Annotated in this window: 22 protein-coding genes; 6 read left to right on the top strand and 16 right to left on the bottom strand. The window is 44.7% G+C overall.

The genetic code is table 11. From position 1 onward, the window contains the following. Window positions 1-37: 37 nt before the first annotated feature. From FC34_RS05225 to FC34_RS05195, 7 genes are all read right to left on the bottom strand, one after another. Window positions 38-535 (bottom strand): hypothetical protein, encoded by a 498-nt coding sequence (locus FC34_RS05225; protein ID WP_057894347.1) that lies wholly within the window; start codon window positions 533-535, stop codon window positions 38-40. A gap of 147 nt (window positions 536-682) precedes the next feature. Further along, on the bottom strand, window positions 683-1,447 hold the full coding sequence (locus tag FC34_RS05220) for a hypothetical protein (RefSeq protein WP_057894346.1): 765 nt from the start codon (window positions 1,445-1,447) through the stop codon (window positions 683-685). 260 nt (window positions 1,448-1,707) lie between these two features. After that, window positions 1,708-2,187, bottom strand: a complete 480-nt coding sequence (locus tag FC34_RS05215; RefSeq protein WP_157052241.1) for a hypothetical protein — start codon at window positions 2,185-2,187, stop codon at window positions 1,708-1,710. A 25-nt stretch (window positions 2,188-2,212) separates the two neighbouring features. Beyond that, a complete protein-coding gene (locus FC34_RS05210; RefSeq protein ID WP_057894344.1) occupies window positions 2,213-2,725 on the bottom strand; it encodes a hypothetical protein in 513 nt (170 codons plus the stop codon). After that, the gene (locus tag FC34_RS05205; protein WP_057894343.1) at window positions 2,725-3,018 is read right to left on the bottom strand and encodes a Mor transcription activator family protein; all 294 of its coding nucleotides are present in this window, start codon (window positions 3,016-3,018) and stop codon (window positions 2,725-2,727) included. The genes FC34_RS05210 and FC34_RS05205 overlap by 1 nt, the downstream gene beginning before the upstream one ends. A gap of 203 nt (window positions 3,019-3,221) precedes the next feature. Then, window positions 3,222-3,527, bottom strand: a complete 306-nt coding sequence (locus FC34_RS05200; RefSeq protein ID WP_057894342.1) for a hypothetical protein — start codon at window positions 3,525-3,527, stop codon at window positions 3,222-3,224. A 437-nt stretch (window positions 3,528-3,964) separates the two neighbouring features. Continuing rightward, complete coding sequence (locus tag FC34_RS05195; protein ID WP_057894341.1) at window positions 3,965-4,357, bottom strand: hypothetical protein; 393 nt, start codon at window positions 4,355-4,357, stop codon at window positions 3,965-3,967. A gap of 88 nt (window positions 4,358-4,445) precedes the next feature. On the opposite strand from FC34_RS05195, the gene FC34_RS05190 reads away from it, so the two are divergent. Next, window positions 4,446-6,554 (top strand): ABC transporter ATP-binding protein/permease, encoded by a 2,109-nt coding sequence (locus FC34_RS05190; RefSeq protein WP_057894340.1) that lies wholly within the window; start codon window positions 4,446-4,448, stop codon window positions 6,552-6,554. 273 nt (window positions 6,555-6,827) lie between these two features. Here the strand turns inward: FC34_RS05190 and FC34_RS05185 are convergent, their stop codons facing one another. Next, complete coding sequence (locus tag FC34_RS05185; RefSeq protein WP_057894339.1) at window positions 6,828-7,520, bottom strand: 2,3-diphosphoglycerate-dependent phosphoglycerate mutase; 693 nt, start codon at window positions 7,518-7,520, stop codon at window positions 6,828-6,830. A 138-nt stretch (window positions 7,521-7,658) separates the two neighbouring features. Between FC34_RS05185 and FC34_RS05180 the strand changes: the two genes are divergently transcribed. After that, complete coding sequence (locus tag FC34_RS05180) at window positions 7,659-7,865, top strand: hypothetical protein (RefSeq protein ID WP_057894338.1); 207 nt, start codon at window positions 7,659-7,661, stop codon at window positions 7,863-7,865. 33 nt (window positions 7,866-7,898) lie between these two features. On the opposite strand, the gene FC34_RS05175 is transcribed toward FC34_RS05180, so the two are convergent. From FC34_RS05175 to FC34_RS05155, 5 genes are all read right to left on the bottom strand, one after another. Beyond that, window positions 7,899-9,149 (bottom strand): serine hydrolase domain-containing protein, encoded by a 1,251-nt coding sequence (locus FC34_RS05175; RefSeq protein WP_057894337.1) that lies wholly within the window; start codon window positions 9,147-9,149, stop codon window positions 7,899-7,901. A gap of 11 nt (window positions 9,150-9,160) precedes the next feature. Then, complete coding sequence (locus FC34_RS05170) at window positions 9,161-10,174, bottom strand: AI-2E family transporter (RefSeq protein ID WP_057894336.1); 1,014 nt, start codon at window positions 10,172-10,174, stop codon at window positions 9,161-9,163. A gap of 398 nt (window positions 10,175-10,572) precedes the next feature. Continuing rightward, window positions 10,573-12,234: a GW dipeptide domain-containing protein gene (locus FC34_RS05165; protein ID WP_057894335.1), complete on the bottom strand. Its 1,662-nt coding sequence runs from the start codon at window positions 12,232-12,234 to the stop codon at window positions 10,573-10,575. Window positions 12,235-12,276: 42 nt separating this feature from the next. Further along, entirely contained in the window at window positions 12,277-13,353 is a 1,077-nt protein-coding gene (locus tag FC34_RS09890; protein ID WP_057894334.1) for a glycoside hydrolase family 73 protein, read from the bottom strand. Between the two features lie 173 nt (window positions 13,354-13,526). Next, the gene (locus FC34_RS05155) at window positions 13,527-15,452 is read right to left on the bottom strand and encodes an immunoglobulin-like domain-containing protein (RefSeq protein ID WP_057894333.1); all 1,926 of its coding nucleotides are present in this window, start codon (window positions 15,450-15,452) and stop codon (window positions 13,527-13,529) included. A 567-nt stretch (window positions 15,453-16,019) separates the two neighbouring features. On the opposite strand from FC34_RS05155, the gene FC34_RS05150 reads away from it, so the two are divergent. Beyond that, on the top strand, window positions 16,020-16,808 hold the full coding sequence (locus tag FC34_RS05150; RefSeq protein ID WP_057894332.1) for a hypothetical protein: 789 nt from the start codon (window positions 16,020-16,022) through the stop codon (window positions 16,806-16,808). Window positions 16,809-16,858: 50 nt separating this feature from the next. Here the strand turns inward: FC34_RS05150 and FC34_RS05145 are convergent, their stop codons facing one another. The 3 genes from FC34_RS05145 to FC34_RS05135 form a co-directional block, all read right to left on the bottom strand. Next, on the bottom strand, window positions 16,859-17,416 hold the full coding sequence (locus FC34_RS05145; protein ID WP_057894331.1) for an SLAP domain-containing protein: 558 nt from the start codon (window positions 17,414-17,416) through the stop codon (window positions 16,859-16,861). Between the two features lie 62 nt (window positions 17,417-17,478). Beyond that, window positions 17,479-18,240, bottom strand: coding sequence for an SLAP domain-containing protein (locus tag FC34_RS05140; protein ID WP_057894330.1), 762 nt, complete (start codon window positions 18,238-18,240; stop codon window positions 17,479-17,481). Window positions 18,241-18,549: 309 nt separating this feature from the next. Continuing rightward, entirely contained in the window at window positions 18,550-18,996 is a 447-nt protein-coding gene (locus FC34_RS05135; protein WP_057894329.1) for a universal stress protein, read from the bottom strand. 308 nt (window positions 18,997-19,304) lie between these two features. Between FC34_RS05135 and FC34_RS05130 the strand changes: the two genes are divergently transcribed. The 3 genes from FC34_RS05130 (at window position 19,305) to FC34_RS05120 (ending at window position 21,152) form a co-directional block, all read left to right on the top strand. Further along, window positions 19,305-19,688: a helix-turn-helix domain-containing protein gene (locus tag FC34_RS05130; protein ID WP_057894328.1), complete on the top strand. Its 384-nt coding sequence runs from the start codon at window positions 19,305-19,307 to the stop codon at window positions 19,686-19,688. A gap of 101 nt (window positions 19,689-19,789) precedes the next feature. Further along, entirely contained in the window at window positions 19,790-20,581 is a 792-nt protein-coding gene (locus FC34_RS05125) for a tyrosine-protein phosphatase (protein WP_057894327.1), read from the top strand. Between the two features lie 205 nt (window positions 20,582-20,786). Continuing rightward, complete coding sequence (locus FC34_RS05120; RefSeq protein ID WP_057894326.1) at window positions 20,787-21,152, top strand: hypothetical protein; 366 nt, start codon at window positions 20,787-20,789, stop codon at window positions 21,150-21,152. The last annotated feature ends 286 nt before the right edge of the window (window positions 21,153-21,438 follow it).

Raw genomic sequence — 21,438 nt, 5'->3', positions numbered from 1 at the left:
ATACCCACTTTCTAGATTGACCACAACAACTACGGGCCTATTTACCGGCCTGCAAATCTTGGAGCGATTTAGCACCGAGTATTAGGCCATCTTGATAACTTGGTCCCTGGCGCGCATGATCCCGGTCACCGTACACCAGTAAGTTATGAATGGACTCCATTTCATCCTCAGAGGCCCAGCCTGCCAACAAACTCACTGACTTTAATTGGAGATTGACTTGAACTGGCACCGCCGGATTGAAATCTGGAACCGTAAGGGCCAAGGTGAACCAGTTTTGCAGTAACGTGCGCCAATACGCTTCTTTCATAGATGTGAATGGGGAATTTTGAAGTAACGCCCAATCAGATTCACTGGACAAATCAAACCTGAAGTGGTGTCCCTGGTAATGCTCGAGTTCTTGATGGTAGTCAAAATCAGGAAAACTAAATTGCAAAGTGAGTTGATCCTGGTAATCGTATACATCGTCCCTTCGCTGTGAAGGATGAAGAACCTCAATATTTTCAAGACGGGCAACAGTAGAAAAATTACTTAACATGATAAAGACCTCATTTTCAAGATTTGGTCGTGTCTGACCATACCTTAAGTAAACCATCGAAATGAGGGTTTCATAAGAGGACAAGTTTGTCCCCTTGATTTCAGCGCAACAAAAAAGCACCCCATTTTTGGGATGCCAGGTCGATTATTAAAGAGGCTTCGGCTGTTGCTCGAATGCAGTTGTCACCGCTCCCATAAATATCGTAAGTTGGTTAAAATATTCTCCAGCGGATTCTTTGGTCAACTTCGAGGTGTCACCATTCCACAATTTGTCCAGTTCATCCTGATAAGTGTCAAGTATTGGAAGCACATCCTCCAATTTCAGAAATTGTTCAATAGCATATTCGTTAAAGTCAGAAATTTCACCAATCATGTAATAAGGCGGAAGTGGAACGTCTGGCACAACTAAGTAATCAAGAACATCATTCAAAAATGATTCTAACTCAAAATCAACTGCATTAGTGGCCTCCTGAACTTGGAGACGAAAATTAATCGAATGCCCACTTGAATTGAAATTAGCCAGAGCCTGACCTAAATCATACCAATGGTTCTTAGGTATTGCATTGATACCATCAGCAGCCAGCGACATCACTTGTTTCAAATGCGGCTGATCTGGTATCGCTTGAATTCTCGAAGATTCCTTCTCAAAATGAATCTTGATTGCTCTATTCAACCTTTTAACAGCTTTCTCCTTGCCGCTTAACGTTCCTTTAAGATAATCAACGTCTGTCTTCGTCAGGTTCTTCGGATAACTATTAGGGCTATGATACAGTGGCGCTAGTAATTGCATTGTGGGGCTGAACAGAATCTTCTGCTTCTTATCATCGGGATCTGGGACGAGCAAAGCCTTCTCTGACTCCAAAATTGTGAGAACCCTAGATAAACCTTTCATACTCATATTCGTATTAACCACGCGGAAAAATCTCCCTTCTGATTTACAACTAAATGTAAACCCCAAATTCAAAAAAGTCGCATCGAAATAGCCTTACGTTCCATGGGCCCTCCGACACGCCTTGGGGCGCAAGGGATACAGAGGACAATTTCCCAAAATGAAAGCGGTATCTAATTAAAATTCGATGAGTTTGGTGACGAATAGATTAAAATTGGTGGTTCCCGCACAAAAAAAAGAATGGCCCATTCAGCCATTCTCGTTGGTACAGCTTCCCTGTCAGCCTACTTGTTGTCGGTATCCTTTTGGTTACCCTTGGCAACCTCTTGGATTTTCTTTTCCAAGTCTACATTGAAAAACGCTGCACCGGCACCGATCAATGCTAAGACGTTGCCTAAAAGATAGATCCATGCACCCATGGCAAACGACACAGTCCCATCGGCTACGTCACCAACTTGCCCCTTAAGTACAAACACAAAGATGATAGTGATGATTGGGCAAACAAGTTCAATCAGCTTCACGTTGTTCTTCAATGATGAAATGTACTTCACAATCAACATCATTGCTGGCAACAGGATTAATAAGGTACCCAGCATGTAGTCCGAATTTAAAATCAAACGGTAGCCTTTAACTGATTGGGCAGCATACGCGCCACCATCGTCAGCATAGAAGTCACCCAAGAACAAGGCCACAATCATGATGATCGCACCCACAAAGTCTAAGTTACGAATTACCTTTGTTACTGTCGCATTATTTTGCATCATATAAATCTCCCATCAAATTTTGTTATTAGCGAAGCCAATTCATCCAGTCCTTCTGCTCAACTATTTCGTCGCCACGAAAAACCTGTACCTGTCCGTTGATCCCGACCGAGAAGAGTAGGCTAGAATCATCCTTGGTATCACGGAATGTATAGGAGAAGCCCCTGTCCTTAGAACCTGTGACTTTCTCCTGCTTCAGCTCACTGTGATATTTCTTGTAGGTATCCGTTAGCTCAATTATTCGAAAGGCAAATTTCTTATCATGTAGAACTTGCTCTCCCTTCTCCATGATTGTTCCAACTGGGTCTCGGTAGTACTTTTCTGACGAGCTAGAACTCTGAACCTCTTCTGATTCCTGTTCGCTGTCGTCACCTGACCCATTCTTTGTGCTCTCTTGGAACTTGGAGTAAGCTTTCTGCTCACTGCCATATGTCTTCTCGTACTTACTCTTGGTGGATGTTGCAACATCATTGTGTGACTGACACCCCGTTAGTAGTAGCCCACCAACGATCACACCCATCAATAACCCTAAACGCTTCATTACGCCTTTCCCTCCATGTTTCGTTTTTGTTTGTACGTTTTAATCTGCTGATAAATCCAGCGCTGGCTGTAGTCGTACTTATCAGAAAGCGCTTTTAAGTTTCCACCGTTGTATTCCTGAGCAATACGCTTACCAACGGCGTCACGATCATACATACGCATGGGAAACTGTATCTGTAACCCACGAAACTCTGAATAAATCTTTAGCATGTTATCCACCCCAACCAATTCTGCTAGGCGTTGATAAGTCTGATGAAGCACTGAAATCTCCACTTCAGCACCCGATTTTATCATTACGCCACCCCCTTTCCCTGAAATAACGATACCAGTTTGCTTTTACCCGCAAAAACGCGTTTTACAGTGCAAGACACAAGGAAAACTTCAAAATATATGGTCGTACTCTGTCGACGAATGTAGCCTACTTGGTTATCTCCTTCACCAGTACCGACGCCACATTCTGCACCACAATCAATGCGACGCGAATCCACAATTCTCCACTAAACATGCTTATCCTCCTTTGGGGTCCAAATCAATTGATGGTTAGCAATAATCCCACTAGTAATGTATGTTCCATGTTCCGTCCGTATCACGTAGGCTACCAAGTCATCATTGGGCGCTGGTACTTGATACGACGTCACCATAACCCGTTGCGGCAACCGATCGTATAGCCTTGATGGTAATAACTGCATATCAACCTCACTCCTTTCGAGTTCATCTGTCTCGACACCTACATCTGCGGGTGACAGCGAGTGACCAATCAGGCTACTCAGTAAGTGCATCAGCCTTCGTTCTTCAAACGCCATACGTTATTCCTCCTTTAGGCAAAATAAAAAGGCCTGACATTATCTGTCAGACCTTCATAGGAATAATATATATTTGCAGATTTGATTGTGTCGCCAATGACAGAACCAGCCTTTTTAAACAAAAAAATGCTCACGTTCATATTAAAGGTATTTAATGTGTTACTGAGTGTAGCGCAGCGATTAAAACGGGTTGTCTGTCTAAACAAATATGGGCAAAGCTACCGACCGGCTGAAACAATCAACCGCTGACCACAGTATCAAACGACTTTGTAAAGAGTTTTGAAACCTAAAAAGCTTGATCCCTAGTAATATTCAGGAATCAAGCCAAAAGTACTTTAAATTTTTAAATCATAGTGTCTAATATTTATCTTACTCCACGAGATATACAAACAAAGTGCAATAAGCCGACATTTACTTTGTGCAGGAAATTTCATTTATTAGAATTGTAGTCCTAAAGTTACTGTGTCAGATTTTAACGGGATTTTTAACCAAGAAGTGTCTAACCCATAAAAATTAGTGGCTGATCCATACAAATGCGTGCCTTTAGGCGTTGCGGTTGTCCATGTAGATTGGTTGGTGACCGAATGCCCAAGCGCAGCTCCTGATGTAATCCATTTGGATGTCACACTGCCACTATTTGGATAAGAGTACCCAGTGCCGTGTAAAGTAAACCATGCAGAAACCCACTGACCGGTTGCATACCAATTGTGTGTTGTCTGCTGTGTTGTATACCCATACGCTTGAACATTGTTGGTGAAATTGTCGGTGACGGAAATCGCTGTCAATCCCAGACTAGCAATAACCACGCCAAGTGTGATAAACTTCTTCATAGAAACTCCCCCCTTACTTTTCCTCCTGCACAAAGTGAATATACCACTGGAAACGGTAACGTCAATTAAAACTTTGGAGGTAAAAGAAATGGGGACTTTACGTATAGATTCAATTAGCATTAAATTTGACAAAGAAATCCTATCAAACGTGAGTTACAGCTTTAAATCTGGCAAAATGTATTTGATTCAAGGTCAGTCGGGCATAGGGAAATCGTCACTGCTCAATGTGATGGGACTGCTGCAACGTCCAACTACTGGTCAAGTTTTCTCAGATGATGTAAATTTGTGGGAATTATCTGATAAGAGTCGGGCAGATTTTCGCCTTGCAAATTTTGGATTCATTTTTCAAGACCATAATTTGATTAACGGCCTTACGCTTGGAGATAATTTAAGCGTCCCGCTCTTGAAATCCGATGTACCAGCCGATGAGCAGAGAAACCTTGTGTTAAAAACGCTCGGAGATTTGGATTTGAACGATCGTTCAAACATCAGTGCACCTCAATTATCAGGCGGAGAGGATCAACGAGGTGCAATCGGGAGAGCACTAATTACAGGAGCCAAAGTTATTTTTGCTGACGAACCGAGTAATTCTTTAGATCACGACAAAGCTGTTCAGTTATATGAAGAATTGTCTCATCTTGCTCATGATTTAAATAAAATTGTTATTGTTGTCTCACACGAGGAATTACCCAAGAATTATGCTGATGTTGTCCTAACCATCCTGGATCAACATTTAATCGAGCAACATCAAAGCGTTGAACCAGAGCAGTCTGTCAGTCATCCTGACCAAAATATATCTCAGGTCAAACCTGATTTTTCTTCAATAATCACTAGTAAAGAGGCGCTCCATTACAACAAAATAAACTCCAAGGCAAAAAAACAACTTCCCTGGCCGGTGCTAATCGTCGTGACCCTGTTATTAAGTATTTCAGGCGTCATTCTTACTATTCCTCAAGTGCTGGCTCAGCAGCAAGAGGTTACTTTGAGTAAAGCCACCGATAACTCAATATTTGTGACTAATGATACCCTCGGAAGTAATAGTAACCAGGACCTAGAACCCTTTAGAAACCTATCTAATCAAGAGGAATCAATCATTGGCAAAGTGAAGGGTGTCAAAATCGTTTATAAATATTTTAACTTTGTTTCCTACGGCCTAACCAAAGATAACGCCAAAGACCCTGAACCGACTTCTATTCCTATCAATATTGGAAATAAGAAGTATTCCATTGCCAAAACTTTCTCGATTCAACCCCTGTACCCTGAGGATATAAGCCGCAAGTATTTCTTTAGTCAAGGAACTCCGAAGGTCAACAAGGATGGTTTGGTTGTGTCACAAACCTTTCTAGATAACAATCACATATCGAGTAAGGGGCTAGTCGGCCATAATATCTCTCTCACTATTTATGTGCCATACGCCGAGTTCCTTGCTACCAGCGAGTTGCCTTCTAACAACAAGAAAACGGTAGCCACCGATGGTAATATTTATGTCCCTGTAAAATTAACTACTAAGATTACAGGGATTCTGGCTGACAATTATCCGTATAACCGATCTGAATTGGGCAATGGTTTGTTTATGGACTATGCACAAATGACCGGTATTCTGCAAGATACAATCAAGAAGAATCCGCTTAAAGGTCAGATTTTTCCGTCTTTCAAACAACAGGCGTTTGGTTTTAGTGCCTTGGTTGTTCAAGCAAAAACATTCAATGACACTATGGCTATAGGCAACTCAATCAAGGGAATTTCTCCATCGCTGCATGTTACATCAATCGCGCAAAACATTGCGGCTCTCAATCAGAGTATCCAGGATTCTCAACATTCATCCACGAATTTCGCGATTCTAATTATAATCGCAACGACCGTTGTCTTGATGATTACTTTCTTCTTCACCAATAGAAGTAGAATGCAGGAAATTGGCATCTTAAAAGCAATTGGGTATTCATCTCAAGATATTCGTAAAATACTATTAGTAAATGGCTTTCGCTACAGTCTAATCATGTTCATCCTGGCAGAGATTATTGACGCAGCAATCCTATTCTTTCTGCTACGTACAATGCTCCTATATCCAGGGCAGTTCCTCCTTTCTACACTTCTCGCTAATCTGATTTTGGCGTTTGGTGTCATTCTTATAGCTAGTTTATTGCCTATTCGGAGATTAAATAAATTAGACCCTGTCAACATTATTGAACGGGGATGAGTACTTTAATCGGGAGCTTGAAACCCAGTAAGCCCCCTTTTGATTAGCAAGCAGTACAACCCTCTATTACAAATAAAAAAATTACTAAGAGAATGAATTCTAGGAAGCACTCCACAATTGGTAGACGATTAAGCCTTACAATTATGGGGTTCTTTTTATTCTGCACAGGCAGAATTGATTAGTCGACAGGAGAGCCTGCAAGTGCCAATTCTATGACACGCTATGCCAAAAAAAAGACACCCACCGAAGTGAGTGTCCGAAGCTACGTAAAAACTACTTACCTAACTTAGTCTTGTTTGTAACGTTCAACTTGTCGTCGAAGTCATACACAACTGGTTCGCCAGTTGCCATTTCTAAGTTGATGATGTCCTCATCTGAAATGTTTTCGATGTACTTGGTTAAGGCGCGCAATGAGTTACCATGAGCAGCGATGATAACGTTCTTGCCGGCTAACAAGTCAGGAGCGATATGGTCTTCCCAGAAAGGCATCACGCGTTCCAAGGTAACCTTCAAGTTTTCACCACCAGGGATGATGTGTGGGTCGAGGTTAGCGTAACGACGATCGTTAGCAGCTGAGCCTTCATCACTTGCATCCAAAAGAGGAGGAAGGACATCGTATGAACGACGCCAGATGTGCACTTGTTCGTCGCCCCACTTTTCAGCAGCTTCAGCCTTGTTTTGGCCTTGCAAAGCGCCGTAGTGACGTTCATTTAAGCGCCAAGTCTTGGTTTCAGGAACCCAGAGTTGGTCTGATTCTTCAAGAGCAAAGTGTAAAGTCTTGATTGCACGCGTCAAAACAGAAGTGTAAGCTTGGTCAAATTCCAAACCTGCTTCCTTAATCTTACGTCCTGCAGTCTTTGCTTCTTCAACACCTTGGTCACTCAAGTTAACATCAACCCAACCAGTAAATTGGTTTGATAAGTTCCATTCACTTTGACCGTGACGGATAAGCACTAATTTTGCCATGCTGAAATTACCTCGCTTTTAATTTTTTGCCGAATTGACGGCTTTTTCATCCTCTAATTATAACCCATTTACAGAAAAAAGACACCGGCATTCAGAAATTTGCTATATTAGGACTAGGAAGACAAATGGAGGAACACCATGAAGAAATTATGGTTCAGTATCGCTGGTCTATGGCTCATCAGTGTCATCTATTTTCTAGTTTATGTGAACAATCCCGGCTTACAAACTGCTGTGGATGCTAATGGTGGGCTTTCCACTTTACACGCTATCATGGATCTCATCTTGCTCGGCGGTGGGTTTGCCCTCATTGCCCGCCTCATCTACTGGATGTCTCACCGCCATTAAAAACACGCCCGCAGAAAATCTGCAGGCGTGTTTTTAGTTTACGAGCTGGTACAAATCATTGGCCAACTGCGTGGTATCAGTATCAGTACTCTGATTTGCCAGCAGAATGACGCCAGAATTACCCGTGTGATCAATTTGAATCACGGCATCGAATCCGCCGACAAAGTCATCATAGACCCCGTGGACGTACCGAGTATTGCCGGATTGGAACCAGCCGCCGGCATAGGTCGCATCATCAGACGCAGGCAAGGCCAGTTGATTGAAGTCGGCTTTACTCATCAATTGCTGGTGATCCAAGGCCATTTGGAAGGTGGCCAAGTCCGTAATCGACATGTACAAGTTCCCGGTACCCAATAACGTCGACAACAGACTCTGGCTAATTGGCTCTGGGACGTTGTCTTTATCCTGATACTGGTAAGCCAACGCGACATTTTTACTCGGCAAATCATCATAAATGTACGCCTGCGTCATTTTTAGCGGCGTGAGAATGCGCGCTTTCAAGACTTGGGCGTAACTCTCATTCGTCAGTTGGCGAATAATCCCGGCCAATAAGACGTAGTTGGCATTGGTGTAATTATACTCATGGTTATCGGTGGACTTTAGATTGTGCATTGTCCAGTCAATCGCCGCCTGTTCGCCTTGCAGCGGCTCATTGGGATAAACCTCATCCATCTCAATCCCTGATTGATGATCAAGCAGTTGTCGAATCGTGATGTCTTCCGCATAAGGGATATCCGGATAGAACTTTGCCAGGCTGGTCGAATAGCTCAGCTTGCCTTGTTTAATGAGTTGGGCAATCAAGACAGCGGTGAACGTCTTCTCTACTGATGCAATAGCAAACAAGGTATTCGGCGCGTTCTTAACTTTCTGAGCGGCATTGGCATAACCATAACTGCGGACCGAGCTGATACGGTAGTTATCAAACAACAGCACATTGCCCTGAAAATGCGTTGCTTTGACCAGTTCATCTTCAGCACTCGTCAGTTTCTGAGCCTGTACCCGGCCGCGCTGGGTCAAACTCTGCGGAATGTACTCATTACTACCAATTTGGTACATGGGAATGCCGTTAATAGTGGTCAGGCGCCAGGCGTATAAATGTGTATTCGTCGCAATTAGCGCGTCTTTCCCATGGCCTTTGCGATCATACGTTTTAATCGCATAGCCGGGTGAATAATTAACTGTAATTGGAATCAGTCGACTTTCTGTATAGGCTGGACTCAGGCCAATGCCCAAACTCAGTGCGCCTAGAAAAACGACCACGAATAACAAAATTTTTCTCGCCATAAGCGCCCACCTTATTCCGTGGAAATTTTCTTAATCTCAAGAATATCAAGCAAGAACGTAAAGATTGGAATCCCTACAATTAGACCCCAAGTGCCAAACAACCGATCCGCGACTAGCAAAATTACGAAGGTGAAGAATACCGGCAACTTGGTGCGACTGCTCATGAACTTTGGATTCAAAACATAAGCTTCCAGGGCATGAATCACGGCAATCATCACGATAATCGTAATCACGCCTTGCCAGCCATCGACAGTAAACGCAATGACACTCAATGGAACGACCGAGATAATCGCCCCCGCCACTGGAATCATGGACAACAAGAAAACCATTAAGCCGAGACTAGGCACATTTGGCATCTTCATTACCAGCAAGGTGATTGTTGTAATCACTGTATTGACTAGCGCAATAAAAATTTGGGCTTCAATCACAACGCCAAAGGTATTGATGAACTTTTTAGCGAAATACGCCAAGTCCTGAAAATACCAACCAAATGGCGACGTCAGGAAGGTGCGGCCGAACTCGTTGAGACTGTCGAGTTCAATCGTGTAGAAGAAACTCAAGATGAAGGAAACAAAAAGCGTGACCCCCATCGCCCCAATATTGCTGACGTACTGCAATACCGTGGAAAAACCAGCTTTAAACTGTTCATTTAAATTCATATTGTTAATGCTGCGCAACACCCACTGCATTGCTTGGTTGTGGGCGAACTCTTCGCTGTAATAGAAGCGCTGGACCGAATCAAACAGCGAGATTGTTTGGTGCGCGATGGCCGGCACGTAATGGATGGCGGCGTACGACAGCCCGGCCACAATCACCGCGTACAGCGGCACCACGACCACTAATGGCTGAATCTTCCAGAAGCGCTGGATGAAACGGACCAGCCTGGTCACCAGAAAAGTGAATAGAAACGTCAGCAGGATCATGCTCATAATGCTGCGGGCCAACCAAAGGACCACAACGACGCTCAGTAGCACAACGGCTCGGCGTACTTTCGTGTTCGAGAGAAATCGTTCATATCTTGTCATACCATACCTCCACTGCCACCATTATAACGTTACATCACCATTCGCCAAACAATAAAGAGCGTGAAGCCTCACTAAGGACAAAGACAACGCAGCTTTGCTGCCGAATCATGCCGGGGGAGCGCTGTGGGCACGACTTGAAGCCCGCCAAAGAACGGCGGTCTTCAAGCTCGGCCTTGTTCATGGCTGGCAAGACCCACCCAGCCTTGAACAATTTCACAGCTGCCCGGCTGATTCGTTGCAGCAACAGAATTGAGATTGCAATTTTGGGCTTCGAAAATCTAGTCCTAAACCAAAGATAGTAGCGGCAAAATCCGGCCGTCGGATCAGAAACCAAGGACGAGGTCATCTAACAAAACAAATAAAAAAGCGACGGGGCACAAGGCCTCGCCGCTGTATGATTATTTAATGATTAAATATTTATCGCTGAGCCACTGGTTGCCGCCTAAGTTGTAGTAGACGGAGCCATCCGCTGTGACAGCCTTCTGGAAGACCTTCCAGCTGGTGCCGTGTTGCAAATACCGGCCGCCGATGTGGTTACCGGCTGGGGCATCAAGCATCAGGACACCATATCCTGGCACATAGTTGATTGTCCCGGTGCCATTGACGTTCGTGATTTCAGTGTTGGAACCGCCATTGCTGACGGTGACGTTGCTGGTTGGGACCCAGGCAAAGCCTTTGCTGCCGTCTTCGCTTAACAAGTAGTATTCCTTTGAACCAGCAGTAGCTTTACGGATCACCTTGAAACTCTTGTTACCGTAGTTAGCAGTACTGAATTGTTGGAAACCATTACTCATCAAGTAATACAATGGTGCACCACTGTTAACGGTCACCTGCAGGCTTGCAGGTTGTTGAACAGGATCATCATTGCCATTGACCGCAGTCGTATCAGCAGCCTTCATCCAGCCCCAGTTGCTACCGTTTTGTTTAATCAAGTAGTAAGTGACGCCACTTTGGGTTGTTGCCTTTTCAACCGCAGTCGCCTTTTGGCCATTAGCAGTTGTGAATTGTTGGAAGCCATCACTCAACAAGTAGTAGGCTGCGGCGCCACTCTTCAGGGTTACTTCCTCGTTGATTGGGGTGCGGCTAACAATCTTGTCCGGGTTGCTATAGCTCAAGCGGTTGGATTGAATCCAAGCCACTTGCTTGCCGTCACGGGTCAAGAGCGCCATTTCCAGGCCCTTCTTCGTCTTAGCTAACTTGGTGACAGTGAAGCTCTGGCCGTTGTACTGCGAGCTCATGCCGAAGCTCTCAAAGCCGTTCGCCGTCAAATAGAAGACGCCGTTAACGTCGGTCCCATTGACTGTGGCTTGTTTGTTCACGTCTTGAGTTGAAACCACTGTGTCCAAATCAGCTGGTGGCGTCACGCTACCACCAAGGTTGGCATAGTGCTTGCTAACCAATTGGTAGAACTGATTCATGTCGTAGCCCCATTTAGCAAAGTAGCCATCTGGGTCAACGTGATCTGTCCCGCCGAGGAACAAGCTAACAGCCTTGTGAGACCAAACTGTCCCACTGCCATCGCTTGAGGCGTTATCGAGTGGCAAACCATATTGCTTCAACAGATAGGCCACATACCACGCATCGTTGTTCACAGATTTGGCGAAATCTGCGGTTGAATGCGCGTGAACGAGTTCAATCTGAACAAACCGCGCGTTGGCATATGGACCGGCACCCCAAACGGTGTAATCTGTTGGGTGAATATTGATGATGTGGTTCGCATCAACAAAAGCGTGCACATATGAATACGTGCTGGTTGACCAGTTGTTTTGCATATAGCTGATTTCGTTATAGATGGTGGAGTTGTCATTGGCCGTATCATGAATGACGACACCTTCCGGCTTACCAACACCTTTACGATAACCATTATATTGGGTAAAAGTCGTCTTCATGGTTTCAAGTGCTGGGACCTTGTAGCCATTCTTGGCGATTAAATCATTAATCGCACTGGCAGCGTGGACGGTCTGCACAGGTGACACCATAGGACCAATAGCTGTCATCACAGCTGGGGCAAAAAGTGCACCCGCGACTGCGACTGATGTGATCAATTTCTTTGTTTTCATTTTTATCCTCTTCTTTTGCCTATGCTCCAAACTAAGTATCGGTTAAGCCTTATATGTGACGTACTTGCCTTGGAGCCATTGGTTACCACCAAGGTTGTACCAGACTTGGCCGTCAACGACTGCGCGCTTGAAGACCTTCCAGTCTGTCCCGTGCAGAAGTTTCTTGCCAGTGAATTGCCGATCGTTGCCTGGCTTGTTCCAGATAGCAATGCTGTAGCCAGGAACATAGTTCACGCGGGCAACACCGCTGATAACTGTTTCGTTTGAGTTGCCAGGGTTACTTGGATTACTAGGGTTCGTTTCACCTTCCTTAACGGTTGCGCTGCTAGCCCATTGATTATTGCCTAAATCATACCAAACGGTGCCATCAACCATGGTAATCTGCTTATTGGCCTTCCAAGATGTACCTGCTGGCAGAACTTGGCCGTTAGCGGTTTTAGGCCCGTTGAACTGCTTATAAACCGTCGTAGCAGCCGTCGTAGTAACAACTTTGTTGACGGTCGTTGGCTTTGGATCATATTGCGTTAAATTATTATCCGTAATCACACGATTCAATTTGGAAGCGTATGAAATATCGGTGGCATAACGACCTTGTAACCAAGCCGTTGCATCTTGATAACTCTTCGTATTCTCAATCCAGGTCCCAGAATAATAGCTTGGGTTCCATGCCCCAGGGCCAAGGCGCAGCTTCTTCGCATTATCCGTGAAGGATTCAAAGAAGCTTGGGTACTTACGGAAGTCTGCCATAATCGTGACGTACTTGCCGGCATTGGCATCCCATTCTTGAGTTTGCATAGAGACAGTGTCGCCCGTCCAATCTTGGCCCTTCTTAATCCCGAAAAGGTTGTAGTTAGGCGCAAGGGACAACGTTGATTGGCCCCATCCGGATTCAAGGATTGCTTGAGCCATCATCACGCTTGGGTACAAGCCGTATTGGGTCGCGCAGTTTTGAGCATGTGCAGCAATTTTTTGAATGAATTCTTTTTGTTGTGTGGTTTGGGCTTTGCTGGAGATGCTAGCATCTGCGGCTTGAATCGTTGTGGCAGCGCTGGTAATAGTGCCGATCGCTGTCCCACCGAGCGTTGCGGCAAGACTAAGCATTGTTAATGTTTTTTTCATTAAGATTTCCTCCATATTCTGTTGTTATCGTACCAAAATTTAAGGAATCCAACAATGAGAACACCCTTGATGTAATGCGATTGAAATATTCGTTTCTATTCTGTCGTATTTTTTATCGAAGACACAAAAAAACCGACTCTCAATTGAGAGTCGGTCATTTATCTTAGATAAGATTACTTCAAGATGAAGTACTTACCTGAGATCCATTGGTTACCACCAAGGTTGTACCAAGTTGTACCGTTAACGGTAGTCTTAGCAAAGACCTTCCAGCTTGTGCCATGTGCTAACTTCTTAGAAGTTACATCAGCAGCTGGCTTGCCCCAGATAGCAATACCATAACCAGGTACGTAGTTAACTGTACCTACGGCTGTGATAGGTGTGATTTCATTGCTTTCGCCAGAGTTACCAGGCTTTGTGAATGAAATGTACTTGCCATCAACCCATTGGTTACCACCGAGGTTGTACCAAAGGTTACCATTTTCATCTGTAGCAGTTGCAAAGTACTTCCAAGCAGTGCCATGTGCTAACTTCTTGTCAGTAGCCTTACGATCAGCTGTGTAGTTGTTCCATACAGCGATACCGTAGCCAGGCACGTAGTTAACGTAGAGGGTACCAGTTTCAGTACTTGCACCAGCTGTAACAGTCACAACACGAACAGATGTGGACTTTTCACCCAAGACGTTTGTCGCGGTGTAAGTGAGAATGTATTGACCAGCCTTGCTTGTATCAACAGAACCAGCAACGCTCATACGTTCCTTAGGAACAGCAGTAGCATTGTTCTTGCTTTCGGTTGCACTAACACCAGCCCATGGATCAAACTTTGAACCAACAGTAATCGTAGGGTTAACTGGGGTGCCAAGATCAATTACAGGTGCACTGGCAGAGACAGAGTTAGTGATAACAACAGGGAACATAACCTTGCTTACTAAGCCCTTATCATTTGCCCAAGAAATAGTTGCAGTGTAAGTGCCTGGCTTTGTTTGGTCAACCTTTGAGTAGTCAACATCTGTAGCTACTAAAGGCTTACCGTTAACATCGTTGATACTGTTTTGTGGGGTTACATGGCCAATGAATGTGTTGATTGCAGTTGCAACATCTCCACCAACTGCCAATGTCAAAGCATTTGTGTCAGTTGAGTCCAAAGGTAATGTTTGACCATTGCCATACAATGAACCGTTGTACTTGTAAACTGGTGAAAGTTGTGCTTGGTTATCACCGTTAACAGTTACATGACGCTTAATAGTATAAGTGGCCGTAGCTGAATCGTATGTTAAACCACTCTTGCCGTCATTCGAAACATTACCTTTGATAGCTGACAGAGATGCATCGTTAGCGCTTAAGGTGATTGTCTGTGTGAAACCGGCAGGTTGAGCAAACTTGCCAGCATCAACAACAGGTTTCAAAGTTGAAAGATCAGTAGTTGATGCTTCGTCACCGTACTTATATTCAACTTTCGTAATAGCGTTGGCAGAAACATTCACAGTAGTGCCATTTGACTTGATAGCCAAATCCTTAAGAATGTTTGTGTATGCTGCAACACTAGTAGAACCTGAAATTGGGTCGCCAACTTTAACCGTTGTGTCTGCAAAGGTTGCATTCACTGTCGTTGCAGCTGGGTTTTGAATTGTTAAGTTAACAGTCTTAGATGCAAGTGAGTTGCCCTTACCATCAATAACTTTAAAGTCAACCTTGTAAGTTGCACCAGCAGCACTGTTTGACAATACGTTCTTGATAACAGTCCAACTAGAAGCTTCTTGGCCTTCAATAGATGCGACAATCTTGTTTGTGCCGAAGTTTGAACCTTGATCAGCAGAGTTGAAAAGCTTCAAAAATGCGTCGGCCTTAACAGTGTCATAATCTGCTGATTCTGAGCCAGCAGCAACAAGTGAAACTGGAGAATCAGCTAATGCTGAAATGGTTGATGCAGGAACTGAAGCGTCCTTAAATGCAGCATCCAAAGCAGTTTGTAAGGTAGCGTCAGCAGCCTTAACTGTAACGCCAGGTTGTGCAACAGTTGAAACAACTGGTGCAGCGATAGGAGCAACAGCTAATAAAGCAGCAGCTGTTACGCCGAGGTACTTAAGTGAAGATTTCTTCATTGTGGTATTCCTCCTCAAATCTCATAATTTTAATCGATACCGTCGTTGATTATAGCATGAGTCCAAACTAATGTACATAAAGAATCAAGCACGCACGGACCACTCGTTCGTGCCTGAGTCTCCCTAGGCAGCAGAACCAATGCGATAACGGGGCAGCGATTAAGTAATACCAACATGTACATTGTATTACATCTAGGTCAGAAAGCAAACAATTTCTTCGCATTCAACACGCTTACACCGCGTCTGTCTAGGTTTTGAAACAATCCTATTCACAATTAAGTCACGGTAAACCCGTTATCCATGCGCTTTCAAAAAAGTGGCTGAACGTTATTTAATCTGTCTGACATCTAATTGAAAAAAAGTTGTCGCAATACTTTTCTTTAATGCCAAATGTGCGTATAATTAGCATCGGTATCAAATCTCATCTCATAATTTGTTACGCAGGCCGTTTCGACGGCGATGATCCGTTAGATATTCGACCACATCAGAGTCCCTAGCCGCCGCTGGGGGCTTTTTTTTATGGCTATGGGCTATGGTATACTACCATCAAAGGAGTGAATACATATTATGAAGAAGACATTCACCGGTATTATTGCAGTCTTTGCTGCAGTGATTCTTGCCGGCTGTAACAATAGTAGCAATACTGCCGTTTCCCAAAGCGACGTCACCAGCGCCATTCAAGCCAAGGACTATGGTAAGGCTGAAGGCCTGAATGAAGCCATCCTCTTAAGCAAGAAGGACGACAAGACAGCTAAGGCCACTGATAAGCAGTTGAAGGCCATGACCAAGGCTGAAAAGGCAATCGCCGATTATAACTTCGATTCGGCCAAGGATGACTTACAAACCGCCATTGATACAAATGACGGTTCGAAGACCTTGGTGAGCCAGGCCAAAAGTCGTCAAAAGCAAGTGAATACCTATATTAAGCAAACAAGTACTTATAACAAATTACTGGATCAAGCAAAGTCCAGTTATAGTGACAAAGATTACACCGCCACAGAATCAACTCTGAAGGAATTACTGGGTGATTCCGATATCAACGATGCTGCTTATACCCCCATTTACAAGGCAGCACTTGAATTACGCGCCAACAATGCTTTGGCTCAAACAGGGACAAGCACAAGCAGCTCCAGTTCAGCCGCTAGCTCAAGCAGTAATCCTGCTGCTAACAGTCCAGAGAACAAGCCAGTTCAAGGTTCGACAACCATCACGGATGCTGACCTGGCTCAGGCCCGGACAGACTTGAAGTCATTAGGCCAAAATCCTGAATATTGGAGTCCAAGTGATCTCCAACGTGCCATTCTCAAAATGCGCGCTGCTAATCGCACGCATTTGAACGCTGACGATATCAAATAAATATATAGAAGAAAAACCCCACTGACTCATGAGTCAGTGGGGTTTTTCAATTACTTGGTCTCATTGAGGTGAATGTAGTGAACACTGACCCATTGATTGCCACCCAAGTTATACCACATGTCTTGGCCAACTTGCGCCGCAGCAAAAGTCTTCCAGGTCGTCCCATTTTTGAGCTTCTTAGCTAAAGGCTTGCGACCATTCAGTGGTGTGTTCCACACAGCAATCGAGTAACCGGGTACATAATCAACCGTCAAGCTCTGTATTTGTGTCCCGACGTTTGATGATGTCCACGCGGTGTAGCGCGAACTAATCCACTGGTTTGCGCCAATTTGATACCACTCAATGCCGTTATTACTATTCCGGTCCGTGCCGCTGTATCGCACTGCTGTCCCGTGCTTCAGAAACTTCCCGGTTAATTGTCGACTAGCACTGGGACTATTCCAGACCGCAATTGAGTAACCGGGCACATAGTTGATCAATAACTGGCCCTTATCATCGGCCTGCGTTGTACTAGTCGCTGCCTGCACGTTTGGCGTTGTCGTCCCAAACGAAAGGCCCGCCCCCAGTAATCCAATTGCTGCAATTGTTGCCAAAACTGTCTTCTTCATTGTTTTTCCTCCGATGTATCCCTATCCCATAATTTTTAAGACTGCCGCCGCGTCTCTTTTAGTTAGTTAGCAAACTCAGTGTACTTCCCATTAATCCACTGATTGCCGCCAAGGTTATACCAGTACGTGTTGTTGTATTCAACCATCTTAAATGTCTTCCAAACGGTCCCGTGCTTCAACTTCTTAGCCGTTGGTTGTTGATTGATGAGTGGACTGTTCCAGACCGCAATTGAGTAACCGGGGGTGTACTTAATCCGAATCGGTTCGCTCGTGCCTTTGCCATTGTCAAAAATAATCCCGGCAAATTGACTGTTGACCCATTCATTGTTCCCCAACTTGTACCAAACGTGACCATCGAAGCCAAATTGAGCATCGACAAATGGCAGCTGTTGGCCACCCTTCAAAATGCGCCCAGTGCCCAGTTGGTCAGCGTTAGGACTATCAAACACGGGTACACCAAAGGCTGGATGTTCGTTGATAAGCAAGGTCCCACTGGTTTGAGGAATCACTTGGCTCACGGCATACTGGCCACTAATCCATTGATTGTCTGCTAGCTTGTACCAAACATGCCCATCTGCGCCCGTAGTCTTGTCTACATAGGTCACTTGGCTACCATCCTTGATTGTCTTACCGGTTAATTGCCGATCAGCAGTTGGCGTCGTCCAGACGGCAATTGAATATCCTTTAACATAATGGATATAAGCGCGCCCCTGGGTTGTGGCAACCGCTGCTGCCTGTGCTGTTGGCGCATTCACTAATGAGACCCCCGTCCCCAATAGCGCCACCGCTGCTAACGCTGTAAAAATTGTCCGTTTAACACCCATGATTAAACTCCTCCTTGGTCCCTGACCAATATGTACGTTTGAGACGGTGTAACATTCCTGTAACATTTGTCTTAACAATGTAATATTAACGTTCAACTGCGAGCATGTCAACGAATCTCGGTGGCTTAAGTGAAACTTAAATTTTCAACACTCGCCCGACTGTCAAAAATTTATTTCGAGTTATTGGTTTTGGACCGATATTTGCTTGTTTTCACAGGTCTTGGTTCACAGCAAGGGATTATTTTTCAGGTGATTTGCCCACACAAAAAGCACCGAGTCCAAATTGAACGCGGTGCTTCATAGATTGGCTTATTTAGTTTTGACGATCAGCACATCACAAGGTGCGGTACGGTTAACATATTCAGTGACGGAACCAACCAAGACCCGTTCAACGGCGTTCAAACCGGTTGAACCAATCATGATTAAATCACTCTTATGGTCGTGCGGGAAGTCGGTTGCGATGACGGTCTTAGGATTACCGAACCGCACGTGAATGGCAGTATCGGTCAAGCCTTCCTTGCTGGCCCGATCTTGTAAACTGGTTAAGTAGTCTTGCGCATCTTCGGTCAATTGATAAATGGCATCACCAGAAACCATGCCACCGTAACTACCAATGAACTGCTTCGTATCCAGCACATTCAACACGTCCAAATGAGCATGATTAGCCAGTGCGACTTTCACAGCCTTCTCAAAAGCCAATTCGGATTCTTTCGACCCATCAACGGGGACCAGTATCTGTTCATATTCTTGATCCATAACTATCCCACCTCTTTTAGTATACTTTAAGAATAATGCTCTCAGCGGTTGAAAACAAGGTTGCGGTTTCGAAGATTCATCGGTCTTCGTAAAAGTTTGCGAATAGATTGTCCACAATTATTTTTGCATTACTCTTATCCTTGCAAAACATTTTTGTCACCTGGTGGAGCCTTTTGTTACAAAGGTGATAAATTTTTATGGTTTCAGGCCCTTGATTGTTGCAATTACGCGCTCAGACCGTTAAATTAAAAGTTGTGTTTGTAAAACATGAGTTCAAATTATAACTTTAGAAACGTGGTGAATTAAGAATGACCAATGCTGTGGGGAGCGCAATGCGGAAGATCCGCAAAAACCGCGGGGAATCGATTGTAGAAGTTGCCAAGGCAACGCATACGTCACCAGCAAGCTTCACGAAATGGGAAAATGACCAAACCATTCCGAGTGAACGAAGCATCCGTAAGCTGACTGACTACTACAACATCGATCCACTTGAACTTTTGGCACTTGCATATCCTGATAAATATGCGCCATTACAGGCCGAAAAAGAAGAAGCTGCTAATCAAAAGCTGATTAAAGTTGAAGACTTATTCGATGCCGACACTGTTTTAACTTACAATGATAAGGCCTTACCAGCCTCATCAAAATCCCTGATTTCAGCCTTTGTTTCCGGCATGCTGGTAAACAACGACTAATCCCTTCAAAGTAATCCGTGCTCGCCGCCGCGTCCACTGATTGCTTTTTTTGTAGCTTCAGCTAAACTGGTTTTATCAGACCTTAAAAGGAGGATTTCTTTTTGACGCCGAATTTACTGAACATTCATCATGGTTTCAACTTCCGAGATATGGGCGGCTACCAAACTAAGAGCGGCCAAACCCTGCGGATGCACAAAGTGATTCGCTCGGCCAAGCTAGACTTGTTGTCAGACCGCGATCTGAACTTCTTGAATAACTACGGTATGCGCTACGATGTTGACTTCCGTTCACCAGAAGAGCAAGCCAAAGAACCCGACCGCGTGCCAGAAGCAGCCGAGTATTACTTTGTCCCCGTCTTTCCAACGGATGAAACCCAAGCCGGTAAGAAGCCTGAGAATCTGACCGCAAAGTTCTCTGCAAGCCCTAAAGCTGGCTACGACAACATGGTTGAAACTTATCGCGACATCGTTAACATGGACAATTCACAAAAGGCTTATCGCAAGTTCTTCGACTTACTGCTCGCAAACGAAAAGCCTGATGAAGCTTTGCTGTTCCACTGTTCAGCAGGTAAAGATCGTACGGGTATGGGCGCCGTCTATTTGCTCAGCGCTTTGGGAGTTGATCGGCAAACTATCGCCCAAGATTATCTGGCTGCAAATGACTATATCCAAACGCCATTGAAGCAAATGCTCGCTCGAGTAGATGCTGAGGGCGGTAGCGCGAATCTGCGGCAAAGTATGACTGACCTCTGGACTGTTAATGCTGGCTACTTACAATCGGCTTTAGATACGATTGACGATAACTATGGCGGCATGCAACATTATTTGGAGAATACCCTGCAGCTAACCCCAGCGCAACAAGCTGATTTGCGTGCATTATATTTGAACGAATAAGGCATACTTTCTTCACAATCTTTTATTAGAATAACTGTGTTGTTTTATAACAACGTGAAGGTTTCAAAAATTCATTGAGGTAGGTACCCTCATGTATACAGTTAATTAAGGACCGCAGTGCTAGCCTGATACCCTAGTCTGCGGCCCTTTTTTGTGCGCCCGCCTCAAAAATTGCGCTATACTTGGGTTGAAAGGGGCGAATACGATGAAACTATACCAAGCACTGACTCAAGTGACACTGAATGACACGATGGCGGATGATTCACCCGATTTCACCATCACGACCCAACTAACCAAGCCATTGGGGTATACACCTTCGCAACTTTATCACTATATCGACGCTGTTCTGGAACCAGGGTCACGCCACGATCAAAGCAATCTGAGTTTTGTGACAGACCCCGTCTATATTGGCGAAAACTTCGACTTTAAATCAGTCGACTTCACCAGCGACCTCACAGGTTTCGAGGACAAAATGGCTTTTGCTCAATATGTCGTTCGTGACCTCAATCGCCACGTGTCCGTGAACATTGACTTAACCAAACATGAATATCAAATTATCTTTGTGGACTAAAATCGAGTTCTTGTGTTAAATGGGTTAAGTGTGCAGCGTTGCTGCAGAATTCCGCCGGTGGAACGCTGTGGGCCGACTTGAAGCCCGCCAAAGCCACGGTCTTCAAGCTCGGCCTTGTTCAGGGTTGAGAAACCCACTCAACCTTGAACAATTTCACAGCTGACCGGCGGATTCTACGCCGCACGCTGTCAGCTTAATCTAGTTCTATTCCCAAATATCTCAGCGACTGCCATCACGGTAGTCGCTTTTTTGCGCAAATGATTGTCAATCTAAACGAAAATCCAAC

Origin of the sequence: Lacticaseibacillus brantae DSM 23927, from assembly GCF_001436115.1 — a bacterium.
GTDB classification, from domain to species: Bacteria; Bacillota; Bacilli; order Lactobacillales; family Lactobacillaceae; genus Lacticaseibacillus; species Lacticaseibacillus brantae.
The sequence above is the reverse complement of the archived record's forward strand: the minus strand, read 5'-3'. Positions and strand labels throughout refer to the sequence as shown.

Bases quoted from the DNA above. Each gene is read 5' to 3' on its own strand.
- FC34_RS05225 (WP_057894347.1), bottom strand. From the start codon at position 535: ATGTTAAGTAATTTTTCTACTGTTGCCCGTCTTGAAAATATTGAGGTT.
- FC34_RS05215 (WP_157052241.1), bottom strand. From the start codon at position 2,187: ATGATGCAAAATAATGCGACAGTAACAAAGGTAATTCGTAACTTAGAC.
- FC34_RS05210 (WP_057894344.1), bottom strand. From the start codon at position 2,725: ATGAAGCGTTTAGGGTTATTGATGGGTGTGATCGTTGGTGGGCTACTA.
- FC34_RS05205 (WP_057894343.1), bottom strand. From the start codon at position 3,018: ATGATAAAATCGGGTGCTGAAGTGGAGATTTCAGTGCTTCATCAGACT.
- FC34_RS05200 (WP_057894342.1), bottom strand. From the start codon at position 3,527: ATGGCGTTTGAAGAACGAAGGCTGATGCACTTACTGAGTAGCCTGATT.
- FC34_RS05195 (WP_057894341.1), bottom strand. From the start codon at position 4,357: ATGAAGAAGTTTATCACACTTGGCGTGGTTATTGCTAGTCTGGGATTG.
- FC34_RS05190 (WP_057894340.1), top strand. From the start codon at position 4,446: ATGGGGACTTTACGTATAGATTCAATTAGCATTAAATTTGACAAAGAA.
- FC34_RS05185 (WP_057894339.1), bottom strand. From the start codon at position 7,520: ATGGCAAAATTAGTGCTTATCCGTCACGGTCAAAGTGAATGGAACTTA.
- FC34_RS05180 (WP_057894338.1), top strand. From the start codon at position 7,659: ATGAAGAAATTATGGTTCAGTATCGCTGGTCTATGGCTCATCAGTGTC.
- FC34_RS05175 (WP_057894337.1), bottom strand. From the start codon at position 9,149: ATGGCGAGAAAAATTTTGTTATTCGTGGTCGTTTTTCTAGGCGCACTG.
- FC34_RS05170 (WP_057894336.1), bottom strand. From the start codon at position 10,174: ATGACAAGATATGAACGATTTCTCTCGAACACGAAAGTACGCCGAGCC.
- FC34_RS05165 (WP_057894335.1), bottom strand. From the start codon at position 12,234: ATGAAAACAAAGAAATTGATCACATCAGTCGCAGTCGCGGGTGCACTT.
- FC34_RS09890 (WP_057894334.1), bottom strand. From the start codon at position 13,353: ATGAAAAAAACATTAACAATGCTTAGTCTTGCCGCAACGCTCGGTGGG.
- FC34_RS05155 (WP_057894333.1), bottom strand. From the start codon at position 15,452: ATGAAGAAATCTTCACTTAAGTACCTCGGCGTAACAGCTGCTGCTTTA.
- FC34_RS05150 (WP_057894332.1), top strand. From the start codon at position 16,020: ATGAAGAAGACATTCACCGGTATTATTGCAGTCTTTGCTGCAGTGATT.
- FC34_RS05145 (WP_057894331.1), bottom strand. From the start codon at position 17,416: ATGAAGAAGACAGTTTTGGCAACAATTGCAGCAATTGGATTACTGGGG.
- FC34_RS05140 (WP_057894330.1), bottom strand. From the start codon at position 18,240: ATGGGTGTTAAACGGACAATTTTTACAGCGTTAGCAGCGGTGGCGCTA.
- FC34_RS05135 (WP_057894329.1), bottom strand. From the start codon at position 18,996: ATGGATCAAGAATATGAACAGATACTGGTCCCCGTTGATGGGTCGAAA.
- FC34_RS05130 (WP_057894328.1), top strand. From the start codon at position 19,305: ATGACCAATGCTGTGGGGAGCGCAATGCGGAAGATCCGCAAAAACCGC.
- FC34_RS05120 (WP_057894326.1), top strand. From the start codon at position 20,787: ATGAAACTATACCAAGCACTGACTCAAGTGACACTGAATGACACGATG.